At 35.3% G+C, this 17,858-nt stretch carries 15 protein-coding genes; 10 read left to right on the top strand and 5 right to left on the bottom strand.

Annotated elements, in window-relative coordinates; all coding sequences use genetic code 11:
- Nucleotides 1–225: 225 nt before the first annotated feature.
- Nucleotides 226–1,983 (bottom strand): IS1634 family transposase, encoded by a 1,758-nt coding sequence (locus D4A81_RS12180; protein WP_119808321.1) that lies wholly within the window; start codon nt 1,981–1,983, stop codon nt 226–228.
- A gap of 405 nt (nt 1,984–2,388) precedes the next feature.
- Between D4A81_RS12180 and D4A81_RS12175 the strand changes: the two genes are divergently transcribed.
- On the top strand, nt 2,389–3,750 hold the full coding sequence (locus D4A81_RS12175; RefSeq protein WP_111525938.1) for an RICIN domain-containing protein: 1,362 nt from the start codon (nt 2,389–2,391) through the stop codon (nt 3,748–3,750).
- 147 nt (nt 3,751–3,897) lie between these two features.
- Here the strand turns inward: D4A81_RS12175 and D4A81_RS12170 are convergent, their stop codons facing one another.
- Nucleotides 3,898–4,134 carry a polya polymerase gene (locus D4A81_RS12170; RefSeq protein ID WP_111525937.1) on the bottom strand — a complete coding sequence of 79 codons (237 nt, stop codon included), beginning with the start codon at nt 4,132–4,134 and terminating at the stop codon, nt 3,898–3,900.
- Nucleotides 4,135–4,294: 160 nt separating this feature from the next.
- On the opposite strand from D4A81_RS12170, the gene trkA reads away from it, so the two are divergent.
- The 5 genes from trkA (at nt 4,295) to D4A81_RS12145 (ending at nt 9,844) form a co-directional block, all read left to right on the top strand.
- On the top strand, nt 4,295–5,653 hold the full coding sequence (gene trkA, locus D4A81_RS12165) for a Trk system potassium transporter TrkA (RefSeq protein ID WP_111525936.1): 1,359 nt from the start codon (nt 4,295–4,297) through the stop codon (nt 5,651–5,653).
- The gene (locus tag D4A81_RS12160; protein ID WP_111525935.1) at nt 5,653–7,101 is read left to right on the top strand and encodes a TrkH family potassium uptake protein; all 1,449 of its coding nucleotides are present in this window, start codon (nt 5,653–5,655) and stop codon (nt 7,099–7,101) included. Before trkA ends, D4A81_RS12160 begins: the two co-directional genes overlap by 1 nt.
- A gap of 85 nt (nt 7,102–7,186) precedes the next feature.
- A complete protein-coding gene (locus D4A81_RS12155; protein WP_111525934.1) occupies nt 7,187–8,257 on the top strand; it encodes a methionine ABC transporter ATP-binding protein in 1,071 nt (356 codons plus the stop codon).
- Entirely contained in the window at nt 8,214–8,894 is a 681-nt protein-coding gene (locus D4A81_RS12150) for a methionine ABC transporter permease (protein ID WP_111525933.1), read from the top strand. Before D4A81_RS12155 ends, D4A81_RS12150 begins: the two co-directional genes overlap by 44 nt.
- Nucleotides 8,895–8,965: 71 nt before the next feature.
- A complete protein-coding gene (locus D4A81_RS12145) occupies nt 8,966–9,844 on the top strand; it encodes a MetQ/NlpA family ABC transporter substrate-binding protein (protein ID WP_111525932.1) in 879 nt (292 codons plus the stop codon).
- Between the two features lie 307 nt (nt 9,845–10,151).
- Here D4A81_RS12145 and D4A81_RS12140 read toward each other — a convergent pair whose 3' ends face one another.
- Genes D4A81_RS12140 through D4A81_RS12130 form a run of 3 tightly spaced genes read right to left on the bottom strand, consistent with a single transcriptional unit; the run spans nt 10,152 to nt 12,439 of the window.
- Nucleotides 10,152–10,742, bottom strand: coding sequence for a hypothetical protein (locus tag D4A81_RS12140; protein WP_111525931.1), 591 nt, complete (start codon nt 10,740–10,742; stop codon nt 10,152–10,154).
- Nucleotides 10,735–11,373, bottom strand: a complete 639-nt coding sequence (locus D4A81_RS12135; protein ID WP_111525930.1) for a YesL family protein — start codon at nt 11,371–11,373, stop codon at nt 10,735–10,737. Before D4A81_RS12135 ends, D4A81_RS12140 begins: the two co-directional genes overlap by 8 nt.
- A 4-nt stretch (nt 11,374–11,377) precedes the next feature.
- The gene (locus D4A81_RS12130; RefSeq protein WP_111525929.1) at nt 11,378–12,439 is read right to left on the bottom strand and encodes a LacI family DNA-binding transcriptional regulator; all 1,062 of its coding nucleotides are present in this window, start codon (nt 12,437–12,439) and stop codon (nt 11,378–11,380) included.
- A 234-nt stretch (nt 12,440–12,673) separates the two neighbouring features.
- Here D4A81_RS12130 and D4A81_RS12125 point away from each other — a divergent pair, with 234 nt between their 5' ends.
- The 4 genes from D4A81_RS12125 to D4A81_RS12110 are packed head-to-tail and all read left to right on the top strand — an operon-like array spanning nt 12,674 to nt 17,711.
- Nucleotides 12,674–13,603 (top strand): ABC transporter permease, encoded by a 930-nt coding sequence (locus D4A81_RS12125; protein WP_111525928.1) that lies wholly within the window; start codon nt 12,674–12,676, stop codon nt 13,601–13,603.
- 3 nt (nt 13,604–13,606) lie between these two features.
- Entirely contained in the window at nt 13,607–14,506 is a 900-nt protein-coding gene (locus tag D4A81_RS12120; protein WP_111525927.1) for a carbohydrate ABC transporter permease, read from the top strand.
- A 20-nt stretch (nt 14,507–14,526) separates the two neighbouring features.
- The gene (locus tag D4A81_RS12115) at nt 14,527–16,203 is read left to right on the top strand and encodes an extracellular solute-binding protein (protein WP_111525926.1); all 1,677 of its coding nucleotides are present in this window, start codon (nt 14,527–14,529) and stop codon (nt 16,201–16,203) included.
- A gap of 11 nt (nt 16,204–16,214) precedes the next feature.
- On the top strand, nt 16,215–17,711 hold the full coding sequence (locus tag D4A81_RS12110) for a glycoside hydrolase family 32 protein (protein ID WP_111525925.1): 1,497 nt from the start codon (nt 16,215–16,217) through the stop codon (nt 17,709–17,711).
- The last annotated feature ends 147 nt before the right edge of the window (nt 17,712–17,858 follow it).

The raw sequence follows: 17,858 nt of genomic DNA, 5'->3' as shown, positions 1-17,858 counted from the left end.
ATGTAACGGAGAAAGATGGTTATCGTTAGCCATCTTTTTTATGTAAAAACTTAGGGAGGAGTGACTCGTTTTGAGTTACTCCTCCCTCTTTTATAGCTGCCATTTCCCGACAGCCCCTTTTTTTATTTAAATAAATAAAACTGCACTTTTGTGTGGGTACATTAGTTTAGAAAAAAGTATAATAATAATACCTGACTTCCGTCGTTTCTCTCAAAACCTAGTACTTTAGGTGTCCAAGAGCATACAGTTTTGAAAGAAATTGTCGACTTCAGCTTTGGTTAAATAGAGGGCATCAAGGTTACTAAAACCAACCAGTTTTTTAACCTTTTCGTTAACAGATTGGTTTCTTGATATATTGATATATGTATCATCACCTTTATTTACCACCCTAAAATCACGCATAAAGTTGATCAAGTCATAAGAGTTTATTTTATTCTTGAAACACTTGATTTCTAATACTCTTAAAAGAAACAAGCTAAGGTAGCATATCAAAAAATGCCCATAGATTGTTTCTTTTTTCTGTAAATAAACGGGTCTTGCATCCAGGTATGATTTTGTAAGTCTAAAAGATTCTTCGATCTTCCATAGGCTATGGTATGTTTTATATACCTGTAATGGCTCCATATCTATTTCGGATGTCACTAAAAGATTATATCCTGCATATTTAAGATCTTCATCAATCTTAGATTTATTTAAATCTATTATAGGCTTTATTGTCTTGCCTGTACTATCTTTAGTTATAATGTCTACATATTTAGCACAATCTCCAAGTTCATCTTTAGCGATATTTTTGTATGTAGAAAACTTTGAAGCTTTATCGACCATTTTCATTATTTCAAGCCTTTGTTTCTTTGCAAGGTTAGGATTATAAGAGACGATACGCTTTTCTTTTACAGAAAACCTTGTAACACACTCTTTTCCTGTTTCCGGATCAATCTCTTTAAAACTGTAATCAAAGCTGTCAATACAGGATTTAAGACGAAAAGATATATTACCTCTTTCATCAGTGTAATTAGAAAAGACATTTGTATCATTCTCAAGTAGAACCCATTTCTTTTCCTTTTCACTTAGATTCTTACCATGTATTGATTTTGAAAATATATAGCCGTCACTAGCTTCTTTAACTGCAGCATAAATATTTCTTGCACAATTAAGGCCTTTATCAGCCACCTGAATTGTCTTGCCTGATACGCTGTGTCGTTGCTTCATTTCTTCAATAACTTTTCTAATATATGGCTTTTCCGATTCATTTCCGGGATACATTTGCATGGAGACAGGTACTAGATCAGCATCTAAAAGTAAAGCCTGCCCTATTATCGGAGAGTGCCTATTCTCTTTTGAAGGTCCCTTTTGCTTGTCATCGCTAGGAAGATCAATTTCAAAGTAATAATTAGTACAATCGAAAAATACATTGCTTAAATCTCTTTTAAAATACTTTTCATAAGAGTGATTAAACAAATCAATGTACTTCTTATAAGACTCTCCTATGAAAGAACACCCGTCATATACTTGGTCTTCAGAGATTGTAGAGCTGCCGTAAATGTATGGAAAGACATGAGAGGCTGTCTTTGACTTAGAGCATGGTGATATAACCCTTGCATAAATAAGTTGTGTAATTAAGTCAAATACAGAGAACTGAAAACGCATTTGAGAAGCAAGTATATCAATAGTTTCCTTAACATCAAGCTCATCAATCAATGAGTAGAGCAAGAAGTGTCCTATATTAAGTTCAACAGGAGTGGAAAATGCACGAGGACGGGATTCTTCAGAAAGAACTTTTGTTCTATTCTCATTTTGCTCTTTTACATAATCGCTATAAAATTTAATCGGATCCGGAATCTCATCTGAAGTCAGATCTTCAACGTAACCAAAAGATTTTACATTTCTTGTTCTTGGTTGCTTTTTATCCTTATCCCAAAATGATTCATACATCTGAAGATAAGTACCTTTTTTCTTCTTTTCTTTTCTCAAAAAATAAGCCATAAACACCTCTAAAAGTAAAGTACTATGAAGTACTATGATTATAACATGCTGTAAAAATTTTTTCAATTTTTTCAAATTATTTTTTATGTAAGAAAAGCCTTTAAAATAAAGGGTTTAAAAGAATTGTATAAAATTAAATAGTTTGCTAAAAATTTGAAACGTCGGAAATTTCATAGTACTTCGACGGAAGACGGGTAGCCATCTTTTTTATGTAAAAACTTAGGGAGGAGTGACTCGTTTTGAGTTACTCCTCCCTCTTTTATAGCTGCCATTTCCCGACAGCCCCTTTTTTTATTTAAATAAATAAAACTGCACTTTTGTGTGGGTACATTAGTTTAGAAAAAAGTATAATAATAATATATCCGGATATTATATAATTTAATAAAAATTCAAGGGGGATATTTTATGAAATTCTCAACTTCTATTTTACTGGGACTGTCAGTTTCAGCATTGATGAGTATACCAACATTTGCAGCACCTACTACAGTACAGCCCACTAGAGAGGCTGCTGTGGAATGGGTAAAGTCTAAGATAGGTACGGCTATTGATTATGATAAAGCATACGGTGCACAGTGTGTGGACTTGATTAAAGGCTACAGCAATGAGCTTTGGAATTATTATAGTCTAAGTGGAAATGCAAGAGACTATGTGTCAAATCAGTTACCTGATGATTGGGCAAGATATTCACCGGGACAAGCTACACCTGAGCCGGGAGATATTGTAGTATTTGGAGGTGGGCAGTTTGGGGTCAGTTCATATGGTCATATAGGCATTGTGTATAATGTTGATTCATCTAAGTATTATTATATAGATTACAGTGGAACCTATAGTGGATCACCTGGAGAAATGAGAAGTGCAGCTCTGGGAAGATATACCGCTCTAATAAAACCAAGCTTCGCATCATCAGTCTCAGGCTTAAGTAGTGCATCCGAGATTTCAAATGGAGAATATTTTTTTGAAAATGCTGCCGGAGGAGTATTGACAATAGATGACTATACAAAAAATGGAGCTAATGTAAATATTACAGATAATTCCGGACTATATCGTCAAATGTGGAGAATAGAAAAACTTTCTGATGGTTCATTTAAGCTTATATCTATGCATACAGGTAAAGGTGTAAATGTAAGTGGAGATGGTGCAGCAGCAAGAGAAAATAATAAGAATGTGTGGGCATGGGATTATGTGAATGATGGTACTGCAAATTGGTACATAGTTAGTGATGGGGATGGATGGTACAGATTGATATGTAAAGCCTCCGGGAAAGCACTGTCAGTAACATCAGATAGAAATGTAGTACAGAGAGATTCTGATTCCGGTGCAGACCAGAAATGGAGATTAAAAACCAAGTCATCCTGGGATGAAGCACAGCAATCTCAGAAAAATACGGGGAACACTTCAAATACAAGTAATACAAGTAATACAAATAATACAGGTAATACAAATAACAAGAAACAAAATAATACAGTAACATGGAGATACGATGGTTATGGCTGGTGGCTTGAATATTCAGATGGTAGCTATCCATGGAATAAATGGGTAAAGGTTAATGGATCATGGTACTACTTCAATTATTGGGGCTATGCTGTTAATGGTTGGGAGAAAATAGATGGTAAATGGTATTATTTTGACTCTGATTACAGTATGAGAACCGGATGGGTGAAATCAAGCGGTAATTGGTATTATTTAGACCCATCATATGGAGTATTATTTAATACTATTACACCTGATGGATATTATGTAGACGAATATGGTATATGTATATACTAAACAGATTTAGTTTATATATTTTGGGTGGGTTGATTTTCAACCCACCCTTTATAGTTTTATTATGTAATATATCTTTTTAAAATAGAGTTGCTGACATATAGACATTACACATATCCATATTACAACAACTCCATTTTGGTAAATATTTTATTCACCCTGATACATAAACTTTATAAGTCTTTCTACATCCTCTTTATCATGGGCAACTAAGTCAAGCTCCTTGATATAGCCGTTTGAAAAGATATTAGCCATAGATAGATACTGTGTAAGCTTACTCTTTAGATTGACTCTATCACCTTCAGGAGAAACTAACTCAATAGTTCCTTTGCATTCATCAACTACTTTAAAAAAAGCATCAACATCTTTGATATTTTGTACTTTCACATAAACCTCCATACAAATATATTTTTCTACAGTATAGCAAAATAGATTACAGTAGTAAAGAAGGTAATGCTTATATATGGAAAATATAATTGTAGTATGTTACAATAGGCAGATGTTATCAGGTAACATAAATCTAAGTATTTCAATAATGGAGATAGGAATGCAAATAATAATTGTAGGCTGTGGCAAGGTGGGTTCAACCATTGCTGAGCAACTCAGTGCCGAAGGACATGATATAGTAATAGTAGATACAGATGAATCAGTGGTAAAGGCTCTGGCAACCAGACTTGATATAATGGGTCTTACAGGAAACGGAGCAACACATACAATATTGGTGGAGGCAGGAGTAGAGGATGCAGATCTTTTGATTGCAGTTACAGAATCAGATGAGCTAAATTTGCTCTGTTGCATGGTAGGAAAAAAGGCGGGAGCAGAGCATACAATAGCCAGAGTAAGAAATCCGGAGTACAGTCAGGATATCGGCTTTATGAAAAAAGAGCTTGGACTTGCGATGACGATAAATCCTGAGTATGCAGCATCTACAGAGATGGCAAGACTACTTAGATTTCCATCGGCAATAGAGATTGATACCTTTGGAAGAGGTAGAGTGGAACTCTTAGAATATAAAATTGTAGAGGATAATATTTTGGTTGGAAAAAGCCTCATAGACGTGGGTAGAAATATAAAATCCGATATTCTTATATGTGCAGTGGAAAGAGGAGAGGAAGTAATCATACCAAATGGTAGCTTTGTAATTCAAAGTGGAGATATTATCAGTGTGGTGGCTTCCACAGAGAATGCCAGAGATTTCTTTAAAAAGGTTGGATGCAGCAATACAGAAGTAAAAGATACTATGATAGTTGGTGGTGGAACTATTGCCTACTATCTGGCAAATCAGCTTATACCACTTGGTATAAAGGTGAAGATAGTAGAAAAGTCACATGAAAGATGTGAGGAACTTTCAGCAATGTTGCCAAAGGCTGTAATCATTCATGGTGATGCGGCAGATAAGGATGTACTCTTAGAAGAGGGGATAGAGAACTGTTCTTCATTTGTTTCACTTACAGGAATAGATGAGGAGAATGCATTTCTTTCACTTTATGCAAAGAGCGTATCCAATGCAAAGATAGTAACAAAGATAAATCGTATAGCCTTTGATGAGATTATAGAGAAGTTTGATCTGGGAAGTATGATTTATCCAAAGCATATCACAGCCGAATATATTGTAAGATATGTAAGAGGTTTACAAAACAGTGTGGGAAGTAACAATGTTGAGGCACTGTATAAGATAATACATGGAAAGGCCGAAGCACTTGAATTTTATATCAAGGAGGATTCTGAGATGACAGGTGCTACACTGGAAGCCTTGCCAATAAAGGAAGGTGTTTTACTGGCATGTATTATAAGAAATGGTAAAGTTATGATACCAAACGGTAAGTCAACATTGCAAAAGAATGATTCAGTTATTATTATAACAAGAATTACAGGTATGCAAAATTTAGAGGATATATTAAAGTAATGAATTATTCAATTATATTTTATATAGTGGGAAAAGTTATGATGCTAGAGTCTGCCTGTTTTTTGATACCGTCAGTGACATCGCTTATATATGGCGAACATGAGGGTATGGCATACTTGATTGTAGGAGTGGCTTCAGCTATTATAGGTTATTTGATTTCCAGCAAGAAAAGATTTGAAAATGTATTTTTTGCCAGAGAAGGCTTTGTAATGGTGGCCCTCAGTTGGATAGTACTCAGTGTAGTGGGAGCAATACCCTTTGTACTTACCGGGGAGATTCCCAACATGATAGATGCACTATTTGAGACCGTATCAGGATTTACTACTACAGGAGCCAGCATTTTAGAAGATGTAGAGAGTTTAAGCCATACATCACTTATTTGGAGAAGTTTCACACACTGGGTAGGTGGTATGGGAGTTATAGTATTGCTGCTTGCCATACTTCCAATGGCAGGTGGTTACAATATGCATCTTATGAAAGCAGAGAGTCCGGGGCCTGTAGTGGGAAAGCTCGTACCAAGACTTAGAGATACAGCAAAAATACTGTATCTTATATATTTGGGAATGACAGTTGTAGAGTTTGTTATATTACTCTTTGTAAAGATGCCTATATTTGATGCACTCTGTATTACTTTTGGTACAGCAGGTACAGGAGGTTTTGGAATTAAGGCAGACAGCTTAGGTGGTTATTCCTATGCTATTCAGGTTGTAGTAACAATCTTTATGATACTGTTTGGCGTAAACTTCAATGCATACTTTTTAATGCTTGGAAAACATAAGAAAGATGCATTCAAGATAGAAGAGGTCAGATGGTATTTTGGAATTATATTTGCAGCCATTGTAGTAATTACTATAAATATCAGAGGCTATTTTGAAAATATTATGATAGCCTTAAACCATGCGGCATTCCAGGTAGGTTCTATTATAACTACTACCGGATATTCGACCACAGATTTTGACCTTTGGCCACAGCTATCAAGGAATGTAATTATCTTCCTTATGATGTGTGGTGCCTGTGCCGGAAGTACAGGTGGTGGTATTAAGGTTTCAAGAATCATAGTAATGTTAAAGTCCGTATTCCAAGAGATCGGTTACTATATTCACCCAAGGGGAGTAAAGACGATTAAAATGGATGGCAAGGTACTTGAAAAGCCTGTATTAAACAATATCCGAGTTTTCATGTTAACATATATTATGATATATGTAGTTTCAATGTTCTTATTATCACTTAATAATTTTGACTTTGAGACAAATTTTACAGCAGTAGCGGCAACATTTAACAATATAGGTCCTGGGCTTGCAAAGGTAGGCCCTATGGCAAACTTTAATATATATTCATATTTCTCAAAGCTTGTGCTGACATTTGATATGTTGGCAGGCAGACTGGAGTTGTACCCTATGCTTCTTTTATTCAGTCCGGGAGTATGGAGAATAGGAAAAGATAAATAAAATTTATTTATAAAGCGCTTGCAATTTTTTTGCAGGTGCTTTATAATACCCACTAACATAATAGGAATGAGGAAATAAGGATACAATGATTGAACTGAAAAATGTTACTAAGAATTTCAGTGCCGGAAACAATACTGTACATGCAGTAAAAGATGTATCTTTAGTGATTGATAAGGGAGAAATATTTGGCATAATAGGATTTTCCGGTGCAGGAAAGTCTACACTTGTCAGATGCATAAATCTATTGGAAAGACCTGATACAGGAAATGTGATTGTAGACGGCAATGATTTGACAGCCCTCAAGGCTAGAGATCTTAGGATGGCAAGGAAAAAGATTGGGATGATTTTCCAACATTTTAACTTGATGCCATCCAGAACAGTGGCAGGAAATGTAGAGTATTCGCTTTTTGGATGTAGATTATCAAAGGAAGCAAAGAGAAAAAAGGTAAGAGAACTGTTATCACTTGTGGATATAGCAGATAAAGAGAACGCTTATCCAAGCCAGCTCTCAGGTGGACAAAAACAAAGAGTGGCAATAGCAAGAGCATTGGCAAATGATCCGAAGGTTCTTTTATGTGATGAGGCGACCTCGGCACTTGATCCACAGACCACAGCTTCCATTTTGGAACTTTTACAAGATTTAAACAAGAAACTGGGTATCACCATAGTAGTCATCACACATGAGATGGCAGTGGTAAAGCAAATATGTGACAGAGTTGCAGTAATGGAAAATGGAAATGTGGTGGAAGAAGGAGATGTTTTCTCTATTTTTGCCAATCCAAAACATCAGATTACAAAAGACTTTATAAAGACGACCTCAAATCTTCAAAAGATAGAAGGACTTATTGCTTCAGGTTCAGATGTAGCTAAATTAAAACCGGGAGAGGTCATATTAAGACTCAGCTATAAGAAGGCCAACACCTCTGAGGCATTGATTTCTGAGATATCCAGAAAGTTTAATATAAATCTAAATATAATATATGCAGATGTTGAGATAGTAAAGGATGCTCCGATAGGTGGAACAGTGGCAATAGTTAGTGGAAAAAGAGAAGACATAGATGCTGCTATAAATTATCTGCATGATAAAGAAGTAGGAGTGGAGGTGATAAAGGATGAAAGAATTTCTACACATTCTCTTACCAAACATATCGGCTAAACCTGATGAGCTTATAGATGCGACTTTACAAACTCTGAATATGATGGTATTATCAGGTGCGATTTCACTTTTTTTCGGACTTATATTTGGAGTCATAATGGTGGTTACCCAACCAAAGGGTATACTTAGGAATATTTTTGTCTACAATATACTTGATAAGTTAATAAATGTATTTAGATCTATCCCTTTTGTAATATTGCTTGCAGCACTTATACCGTTTACAAGAATGGTGGTAGGAACTGCAATAGGTACTAAAGGAGCGATACTTCCACTGGTATTTGGCACAGTACCTTTCTTTACAAGGCAGATTGAAAGTGCACTATATGAAGTGGACAATGGGCTGATAGAGGCTGCACAGAGTATGGGTTCATCACCTATAGAGATAATATTCAGAGTGTATCTTAGAGAAAGCTTGCCTGGTATTATCAGAGGTGTACAGATTACATTTATTTCACTTTTGGGCCTCACAGCAATGGCGGGAGCTATAGGTGGTGGAGGTCTTGGGGACTTTGCTATAAGATACGGACATCAAAGAAATCAAACAGATGTAACCTATGTAACAGTAATCATTATACTTATGATGGTAAGCTTGATACAGGGATTTGGAAACAGAGCTATAAAGAAAAGTACACATTAAAATAGGTTTTATATAGTGATTTGATTTTGTTCAAGTCACTAATAAAATATATAATCATAAGGAGGTTTATTATGAGAAAATTAAGTAAATTATTGGCAGTAGGTGCAATACTTGCATTGGGACTTACTGCATGTGGTTCAAGCCAGAAGGCAGATACAAATACTGCGACAGGAGATAATGCAAGCGGTACTGCAGGAGAAAGCACAAAGGCTGAGGGTTCTACAACTATCAAGCTTGGTGTTGTAGGAGAAAATAACGAGCAATGGACTCCGGTAATAGAGGCAATGGCTAAGGATGGTATTACATTGGAGCTTGTAAAGTTTGCAGATTATTCACTGCCAAATAGAGCTTTGAATGATGGAGAGATAGACTTGAACGCTTTCCAGCATAAGGCATATCTTGCAAATGATATTAAGGACAATGGATATAAGATTGAAGCTATAGGCGATACCATAATAGCTCCTCTTGGTGTATATTCAAAGAAAATCACTGACCTTTCAGAATTAAAAGATGGAGATACTATAGCTATACCAAGTGATGCGACAAATGGTGGTAGAGCATTGAAAGTGCTTGAGAGTGCAGGAGTTATTAAAGTAAATCCTGAGGCAGGATATACACCTACTCTGAGTGATATTACTGAGAATCCGAAGAATATCAAGTTCACAGAAGTAGAAGCTGCAAATACACCAAGTCTTTTACCTGATGTGGCAGCTGCAGTGATTAATGGAGGACATGCTGTAGACAATGGACTTAATCCTGAGAAAGATTCTATTTACCTTGAAAAGACTGAGGATGGTGCAGATAATCCTTATGTAAATATTATTGTTGCAAGAATTGAAGATAAGGATAATGAGAATTATCAAAAGGTAGTAAAAGCATTCCAGAGTGATGATGTAAAGAAAGTCATAGAAGATACCTACAAAGGTGCTTATATACCAGCTTGGAAGTAAATTTTTTAAAAAGATTGAATAAATTAAAGATCGCCATATATTCCCCAAAAGGGATATGGTGGTCTTTTTATTTTAAAAAGTATATAGAGAAAAATTGTAGAGTTCATATAATGTTCATATCCAATTCAAAAACCTTTTACATAAAAAACAAACTTTAGCCACTTTTGTTTTCTATAATTCATTACATAGACAAGAGATAGCTAGTCTATAAAAATAAAAGATTTTTTTCATAATACTCGAGCCGGTACATATCGGCTCTCCTCCCAAAAATACAAGCCGACAGAGATGTCGGCTTTTTATATTTATACTAAGAGTTGGATAAAATATTTATTAGATATTGAATATACCGGAGGGATTCATCTATATGTTGACTGTTTTGTATTATACCTATATATATATCAGATGAAAAATAAGGACTTGAAATACATATAGCATCATTTTTTGGAGTTATGTATTTATAAAGTTCAAAATGGTCAAGAAAATATAAATATTCATTGTCTGAAAAAGTCTGATAAGCCTTATCATCCATTATTACAACATCTAAAGCTTTATCAGTCATTAAAGCAAGTAACTTCATTGATGAAGCATAGGCATATTCATATGAAGTTCCATCATTTATATTTCCCTCAGACATTAGATTATTAAAAAAATCAATATTATATCTTTTATTACTTAAATTCTTATGTTTGAGATATTCATCTGAAAGTTTCATAGTGTTTTCAGGTGAAAACTCTATATTAACAGTGGCTACAGATAATAAAGTATTTTTTTTAGTGATAAACTTATAAGAAAAATAGCCGACAATATAAAATATAATAATACCGGTAATAATAGGCAGTTTATAATAGTCCCATATATATTCCAGTTTTTTTCTGCCATGTAAATTATAATTATTCATTTACCCTTCCCCTTTTATTTTGGCTCTCTTCAATATAAAAAATTATATTTTTTAAAAAATATGAACTTAAAAAAGCAATGAAGCCCATACCTAAAAATAGAAGAGGAAAAAACAGTTTTATAGTAATAAAAAATACTATAAAGTGTATGGATGCAATTATAATAGTACAAAATATGAAGCGTATACCTACTACAAAGGCATTACAAATCATATTCTTGACACTGTTATCAAAATGAGACAGAAGTACAAACACATAGAGCAAAACAATTGTATAAAAAATAGTAAACAAAGCTAAAAGTCCCATGCCTATACACCATAGAAGCACCGGCATTTTAATATGCAAAAAAATATAGGCATCTGTGCCGAGTACACCGCCAATTATAAGAAGAATAACTGTCAACTTGGTGGCAGGTATAAAGTTTAGCTTAAAAGAATGAAAATAGTCTGTAAACAAAGCCATAGGCTCATCTTTTGCCAGCTTAATTGTACAGTAGTAAAGAGCAGTGGTGGCTGCACCTGCTGTTATAATAGGAATAGAAGTTATTACCCATAAGATATTTAGAAAAAAACAGTCAAGCAGCTTACCTATAAAGTTCATTATAGGATTGTCAGGGTTAAATAAATTTTTCATAACATTAATCTCCTGTCGATTCACGAAGAACGAGGTTTGTTTCACAATGCATGGTTCTGAAGTTCATATCAGGATCCTTTATTCTTGATAGCAGCAGTTGGGTTGCTGAAAATCCTAAAATCTGACTATGTATATGCACACTGGACAGATTTGGAGATATGATGCGTGCTTCCGGAGCATCATCAAATCCAAGGACCTTAATCTCTTTAGGAACTTTGATATTCATTTTATTTAAAACATTGATCAAATCAGATGCGACAAAGTCGTTAGCACAGATAAATACCTCAGGCAGTACAGAAAGTTTTTCCAGCTCTTCCTGTAAGTAAGATTGATAGTCATTTGTGTCAGGATGCAACTTTCCGGGTTTGTTTCCGGTAAGACACCAGTTCTCATTGATTTGCAGCTTATGTAGATTCATACCGGTGCGATATGCCATATATCTTTCAAAAAATGATTGACAATGTAAATATTCTCCGACATAGCCTATACGAGAAATGCCTTTTTGCACTTCTCTTGATATAAAAGAAATAATAGGTGAAGAATTTTCCATTAAAAGCTTGTCTACACCTAGAGGTTCTTTATGTGCATCTATAGGAGAATCTAAAAAAAGTACCGGTATATCTAAAGTGGAAAGCATGGAAGCATATTCATAGTCAAAAACTTCAATACACATAATGCCTGCCAATCTGTCATTGTGAAGAGAAGCCGGCAATGTAAGATTTTTTATATCTTCATCACGCACAATATGCATACTCATAGAGTATCCGAATTTAGAGATCTCTAACTGAAACTTATCAAGCATGGGTGCTGAAAAATGAGAACCGTTTAAAAACCATGTAGTAAGTAAAGCTATCTCAGTTTTTTCATTATTTATCTGGAGTTGATTGCTTACATTATCAAAATCCACATAGGAGAATTGCTTATACCCCATTTCTATAGCTTTTGCAAGGACCTTCTTTTTAGTGGATTCAGAAAGAATACCTGTATTATTTATTGCTTTTGATACAGTATTTCTTGAAACGCCCAGTTCATCAGCTATATCCTGTAAAGTAATCCTTTGTGACATTTTTCTTCCTTTCGTACTATATCATTTTTACAAATGTAAAATAAAAATAGTTATATAGTTTACTAGATACATTATATCATAGATATTTTATATTTGGTAGTCAAAATAATGGGCAAATGTAAAAATATAAATCAAATAATTTTTACAAATGTAAAATAAAGTATTGACTTTATGTAAAAATAAAACTATTATGAGCATAACAGATTAACAGTATTAAGTTAATAAGGAGGTTTTATGGAAACAAAACGTCAAGATGTAAATGTTAAAAAACCGGAATCAATGCTCAGTTATATGTCGAAACACTGGGAACTCTATATTATTTTTATAGGGCCGGCACTTTTGTTGACACTTATATTTAGGTATCTTCCAATGGGCGGTATTTTAATCGCATTTCAAAGGTTTAATCCCATTAAGGGAATAGTCGGAAGTGAATGGGTCGGATTTAAGTTCTTCGAGCGTTTCCTATCATCACCTGATTTTATGAGATATTTAGCCAATACATTGAAACTGAGTGCCTATGGATTACTTTGGGGATTTCCGGTTCCTATCATTTTGGCATTACTGTTAAACAGAATTGGAAGCAATAATATAAAAAAGAAAATTCAAACAATACTGTATATGCCGAATTTTGTTTCTGTTATTGTACTTTGCGGTATGGTAAGAATTCTCCTTTCAGTCACAGGTCCTATTAATCATCTGTTCGGATCAAGTATAAACTTTATGACGATGCCGGAAGCATTCAGAAGTATTTATATTTTTTCAGGTATCTGGCAGGGTGCAGGCTGGGCGTCTATTATGTACACGGCTGCACTTTCCAATGCAAGTCAGGAGCTTCGTGAGGCGGCTGAGCTGGACGGTGCAAATATCTGGCAACAGATTAAAGTGGTTGACTGGCCTGCAATCAAGGATATCGTTGTGATTCAATTCATTATGCAGGCAGGAAATATTATGAGTATCGGTTTTGAAAAAGCCTATGCATTACAAACCGATATGAACTTAAAATCATCTGAGATTATTGCAACTTATGTGTATAAGAAAGGTCTTCTGGACGGAGATTACAGCTTTTCTACTGCGGTAGGTCTTTTCAATACCGTTATCAATGTTATATTGTTGATTGCCATTAACAAGATCGTGGCAAAGATGAATGATGGAAAGGGAATTTAGATTATGAAGAGGAAAAAATCATTTTTATCACAAAGTACTTCAGATAAAGTGTTTACCCTTGGCGGAAATATCTTTTTGGGACTTTTTGTTTTTTCGATAATCATACCGATAATATATATTATCGTAGCATCATTTATTGATCCTGTAACATTGCAAAACAGCGGTATAAGCTTTGACTTCAGCAAATGGACAGCCACAGCATATGAGCGTGTAATAAGTAATAAACAGATCTGGGTAGGATTTTACAATGCTATAGTGTATTCAGTGGTTTTTACAGTGGTATCTGTAATGATTACACTTCTTGCAGCATATCCTATGTCAAGACCTGACTTTCGTGGAAGAAAGTTAATCAATATTATCTTCGTTATTACAATGTTTTTTGGAGGAGGACTTATTCCGACATATCTTGTTATCAGTGATTTGGGCTTATTAAACAGTATGTGGGCAATTATTCTTCCGGGTGCATTCAGCGTTTGGAACATGATCATTGCAAGAACTTACTACCAGAATATACCTGCTGAGCTTCGTGAGGCGGCAGAGGTGGACGGTGCCAATGAAATAACATATTTCTTTAAAATACTTTTGCCTGTATGTAAGCCTGTAATAGCGGTGCTGGTGCTATGGCAATTTGTCGTAATGTGGAATAGTTACTTTGATGCAATGGTATATTTAAGTGATGAAGCAAAGCAACCGTTACAGCTTGTACTTCGTGCAATATTGATACAGAATCAACCTCAATCAGGTATGATTGCAGATATTCAAAGTACAGCGGCAAGAGCACAAATCGGTGAGCTTTTAAAATATGCAACTATTATTATTTCTTCTCTGCCTCTGATTGCAATGTATCCGTTCTTCCAAAAATATTTTGATGCGGGTATAATGGCAGGTTCTGTAAAGGGTTGATAAGTGGAAAGGATGTCATTATGATTAAAAAGATATACAAAAAGACCATGGTATTATTAACAGTGGCAGCAGTTGCATTTACAACAACGGGATGTGGAGAACTATTTTTCGGATATAATCAGACAGATACAAATCAGGCACTGGATGAGAGTTATACATTCCCATTAAAGGAAAAAGAAACTATTACAGGATTGATTTCATATCCTACAGCATCAGAGCCTAATCCTAATAAGAGAGCCATCTTTGAAAGACTTGAAGAAGCCACCAATGTACATGTAGATTGGACTGCGATCCCTACAGATCAGTGGGGTGATAAGATAGCACTTCAAATGGTTAATTATAAAACTTTACAGGACTTTGTATTTTCAGGCGGTTTTAGTGACAGCAATCTGTTAAAATACGCCGATCAGGGAGTAATAATTCCACTTGAAGATTATATTGATAAGGATATGCCTAATTTAAAGAAAGTCTTTGAGAAATATCCTGAGTATAGAGCCATGGTTACAGCTACAGACGGTCATATATATTCACTTCCATGGATAGAACAACTTGGAGAGGGAAAGACAGCTATTCAAACTGTAGGAGGCATGAGCTATATAAATAAAAAATGGTTGGACTTTTTGGGACTGGAGGTTCCGACAGATATTAAATCCTTTGAAAATGTATTGCAGCAGTTTAAAGATCATGCAAGTGAAATACAGTCTGAATTTAATATTGAGGGAAGTATAATTCCAATGTCCTGTATAATAAACAATGGTGATCAGGATCCGGCTATTTTGATCAACGGCTTTGGAGAAGGATATGGTGATGCTGATAAAGACCGCCATATTGCAGTGACAGATGATAAAAAAGTTATCAGTGCGGCAACACAGGAGGGGTATAAAGAAGGTATTAAGTGGTTACATGAGTTGTATGCTAAGGGGCTGATAGATCCTGAATGCTTTACACAGGAGTGGTCAACATATGTGTCCAAAGGAAAATCCGGAAGATACGGAGTTTGCTTTAGCTGGGATGTTGCAAATATTGATAATTTAAAAGATTGGGTTCCACTCCCGGCTCTTACAGCAGATACAAGAAATATTACACCACAAAACGGTTCGTTCACAAGTGGATTTGATCGTGGTCGTTGTGTAGTTACAGCACTTGCAAAGCACCCGGCTTTGGTATGTAGCTGGCTTGATCAGATGTATGCACCTTTGCAGTCACCACAGAACAACTGGGGTACTTATGGAGAAACTGATAAATTCAATATATTTGAAATGTCTACCAACTCAAAAGGAGATCCTATGTTAAAGCACCTTCCTTTAGGAGATGTATCACCGGTAGAAGTGAGAGAGGCACAGAGTGTAGGTGGTCCACTGGCTATTTTAAATGAGTATTACAATGTTTATGTAACTACTCCTGATGATGCACAGTATAGACTGGATTGGATCAAGGACATCTACACACCTGATATGCACACAGAATATGTTTATCCGAATGTGTTTATGTCACAACAGGATACAGAAGAAATATCCAATCTTTTGGCAGATATCAAAAAAGAGATCAATACAAAGAAATCCGACTGGATAATGAACGGAATGAGTGATGCGGATTGGAATGAATACATTAAAAAACTTGATGCCTATGGATTGCAAAGATTTTTAGAGATATATCAATCATATTTAGATAATTACTTTGCAGCACTGGGACAATAAAAGGAGAAAACATGAGTTTAAAACTGGAAAAGGCAAGAGCATATGAAAAGGAACATTCAAAAAAAATAGTGGGGGATATGCGACCGGCATTTCACCTAAGTCCATATGTGGGATGGATGAATGATCCTAATGGGTTATCCTTTTATAAGGGTCAGTATCATATGTTTTACCAATATCACCCTTACAATTCTCAATGGGGACCTATGCACTGGGGACATGCTACAAGTAGTGATTTGATTCATTGGGAATACCTACCGGCGGCGATTGCACCTGATATGCCATATGACGAATTCGGATGCTTTTCAGGTAGTGCGATTGAGCTTGAAGACGGCAGACATCTTTTGATGTATACTGGTGTAACCAGGGTTGAAAATGAAGAGGGAGATTTGGTGGATTGCCAAACCCAGTGTATAGCGGTAGGTGACGGGCTTAATTATGTAAAATACGAGCATAATCCGGTGTTGACGGAAGCTGATTTACCTGAAGGTGCAAGCAAGATAGATTTCCGAGATCCAAAGATTTGGAGAGATGATGAAGGAATATACTGGGCAGTAGTGGGTAATAGAAGTGCTGACGGTAGCGGTCAGATACTACTGTTTAGAAGTGAAGATGCATTTTCCTGGAAATATTTCAGTACACTTGATGAAAATAAAAATCGCTTCGGCAAAATGTGGGAGTGTCCGGACTTTTTCAAACTTAATGGTAAAGATGTACTTTTGATGAGTCCACAGGATATGTTGCCGGAAGGATTTGAATATCACAATGGCAATGGAAATATGTGTATAATAGGAGAGTTTGATAAAGAAAAAGGTATATTCCATGAGCAATACAGTCAGTCAGCAGACTATGGAATAGACTTCTATGCACATCAGACAGTGTTAAAACAGGATGGAAAAAGAGTAATGATCGGTTGGATGCAAAACTGGGATGCCTGTGCTATACGAGCACATGATGAAGTTTGGGCAGGACAGATGTCATTACCGAGAGAAATATGGATCGAGAACAATAGACTTTATCAAAGGCCTGCAAGTGAGTATGAAGCCTGCTTAAAGAATAAGGTAGAGTACAAGGATGTGGAAGTTGATAAAAACAGTGGAGAGCTGCAACTTGAAGGTATAAAGGGCAGAACCTTGGACTTGCAGATTAGAATCAGGGCTAAAGATATAAAAGATCCATATTATAAATTTACAATATATTTCGCAAAGAAAGATAAATTGTATACTTCATTGAGCTTTAGACCATATGAGAATATACTAAAGATAGACAGAAAATTCTCGGGTTCAAGAAGAGCTATTTTACATCAAAGAAGAATGTTAGTACCGGATAGTGAGGATGAAAGTATAAGACTTCGTCTGGTACTTGATCGCTACAGCTGTGAAGTTTTTGTAGGTGATGGTGAGAGGGTAATGACAACAGCCATCTATACAGATATTAAAGCTGAGGATATAGTATTTGCCTGTGACGGAGAAGCACTGATGGACATTATAAAGCAGGATGTCATACTTTAAACATACAAAAGAGATTGTGAAAATAATACTATTTTCGCAATCTTTTTTAATTTAATTTTCAAGGTAATTCAAATAAAAGGATATTTATTGACAATTATCATTTTAAAATATAAACTTGCTTGATAGCGTAAAAATAATGAGAGGATA

It is taken from the genome of Lachnoanaerobaculum umeaense (genome assembly GCF_003589745.1).
Taxonomy (GTDB): domain Bacteria; phylum Bacillota; class Clostridia; order Lachnospirales; family Lachnospiraceae; genus Lachnoanaerobaculum; species Lachnoanaerobaculum umeaense.
Note: the sequence above shows the minus strand (reverse complement) of the source record. Positions and strands in the feature narration are given on the sequence as shown.

What these genes read in the sequence shown, in the direction of transcription:
- D4A81_RS12180 (WP_119808321.1), bottom strand. Translation starts at nt 1,983, where the DNA reads ATGGCTTATTTTTTGAGAAAAGAAAAGAAGAAAAAAGGTACTTATCTT.
- D4A81_RS12110 (WP_111525925.1), top strand. Translation starts at nt 16,215, where the DNA reads ATGAGTTTAAAACTGGAAAAGGCAAGAGCATATGAAAAGGAACATTCA.
- D4A81_RS12115 (WP_111525926.1), top strand. Translation starts at nt 14,527, where the DNA reads ATGATTAAAAAGATATACAAAAAGACCATGGTATTATTAACAGTGGCA.
- D4A81_RS12175 (WP_111525938.1), top strand. Translation starts at nt 2,389, where the DNA reads ATGAAATTCTCAACTTCTATTTTACTGGGACTGTCAGTTTCAGCATTG.
- D4A81_RS12140 (WP_111525931.1), bottom strand. Translation starts at nt 10,742, where the DNA reads ATGAATAATTATAATTTACATGGCAGAAAAAAACTGGAATATATATGG.
- trkA (WP_111525936.1), top strand. Translation starts at nt 4,295, where the DNA reads ATGCAAATAATAATTGTAGGCTGTGGCAAGGTGGGTTCAACCATTGCT.
- D4A81_RS12155 (WP_111525934.1), top strand. Translation starts at nt 7,187, where the DNA reads ATGATTGAACTGAAAAATGTTACTAAGAATTTCAGTGCCGGAAACAAT.
- D4A81_RS12150 (WP_111525933.1), top strand. Translation starts at nt 8,214, where the DNA reads ATGAAAGAATTTCTACACATTCTCTTACCAAACATATCGGCTAAACCT.
- D4A81_RS12145 (WP_111525932.1), top strand. Translation starts at nt 8,966, where the DNA reads ATGAGAAAATTAAGTAAATTATTGGCAGTAGGTGCAATACTTGCATTG.
- D4A81_RS12130 (WP_111525929.1), bottom strand. Translation starts at nt 12,439, where the DNA reads ATGTCACAAAGGATTACTTTACAGGATATAGCTGATGAACTGGGCGTT.
- D4A81_RS12135 (WP_111525930.1), bottom strand. Translation starts at nt 11,373, where the DNA reads ATGAAAAATTTATTTAACCCTGACAATCCTATAATGAACTTTATAGGT.
- D4A81_RS12160 (WP_111525935.1), top strand. Translation starts at nt 5,653, where the DNA reads ATGAATTATTCAATTATATTTTATATAGTGGGAAAAGTTATGATGCTA.
- D4A81_RS12120 (WP_111525927.1), top strand. Translation starts at nt 13,607, where the DNA reads ATGAAGAGGAAAAAATCATTTTTATCACAAAGTACTTCAGATAAAGTG.
- D4A81_RS12125 (WP_111525928.1), top strand. Translation starts at nt 12,674, where the DNA reads ATGGAAACAAAACGTCAAGATGTAAATGTTAAAAAACCGGAATCAATG.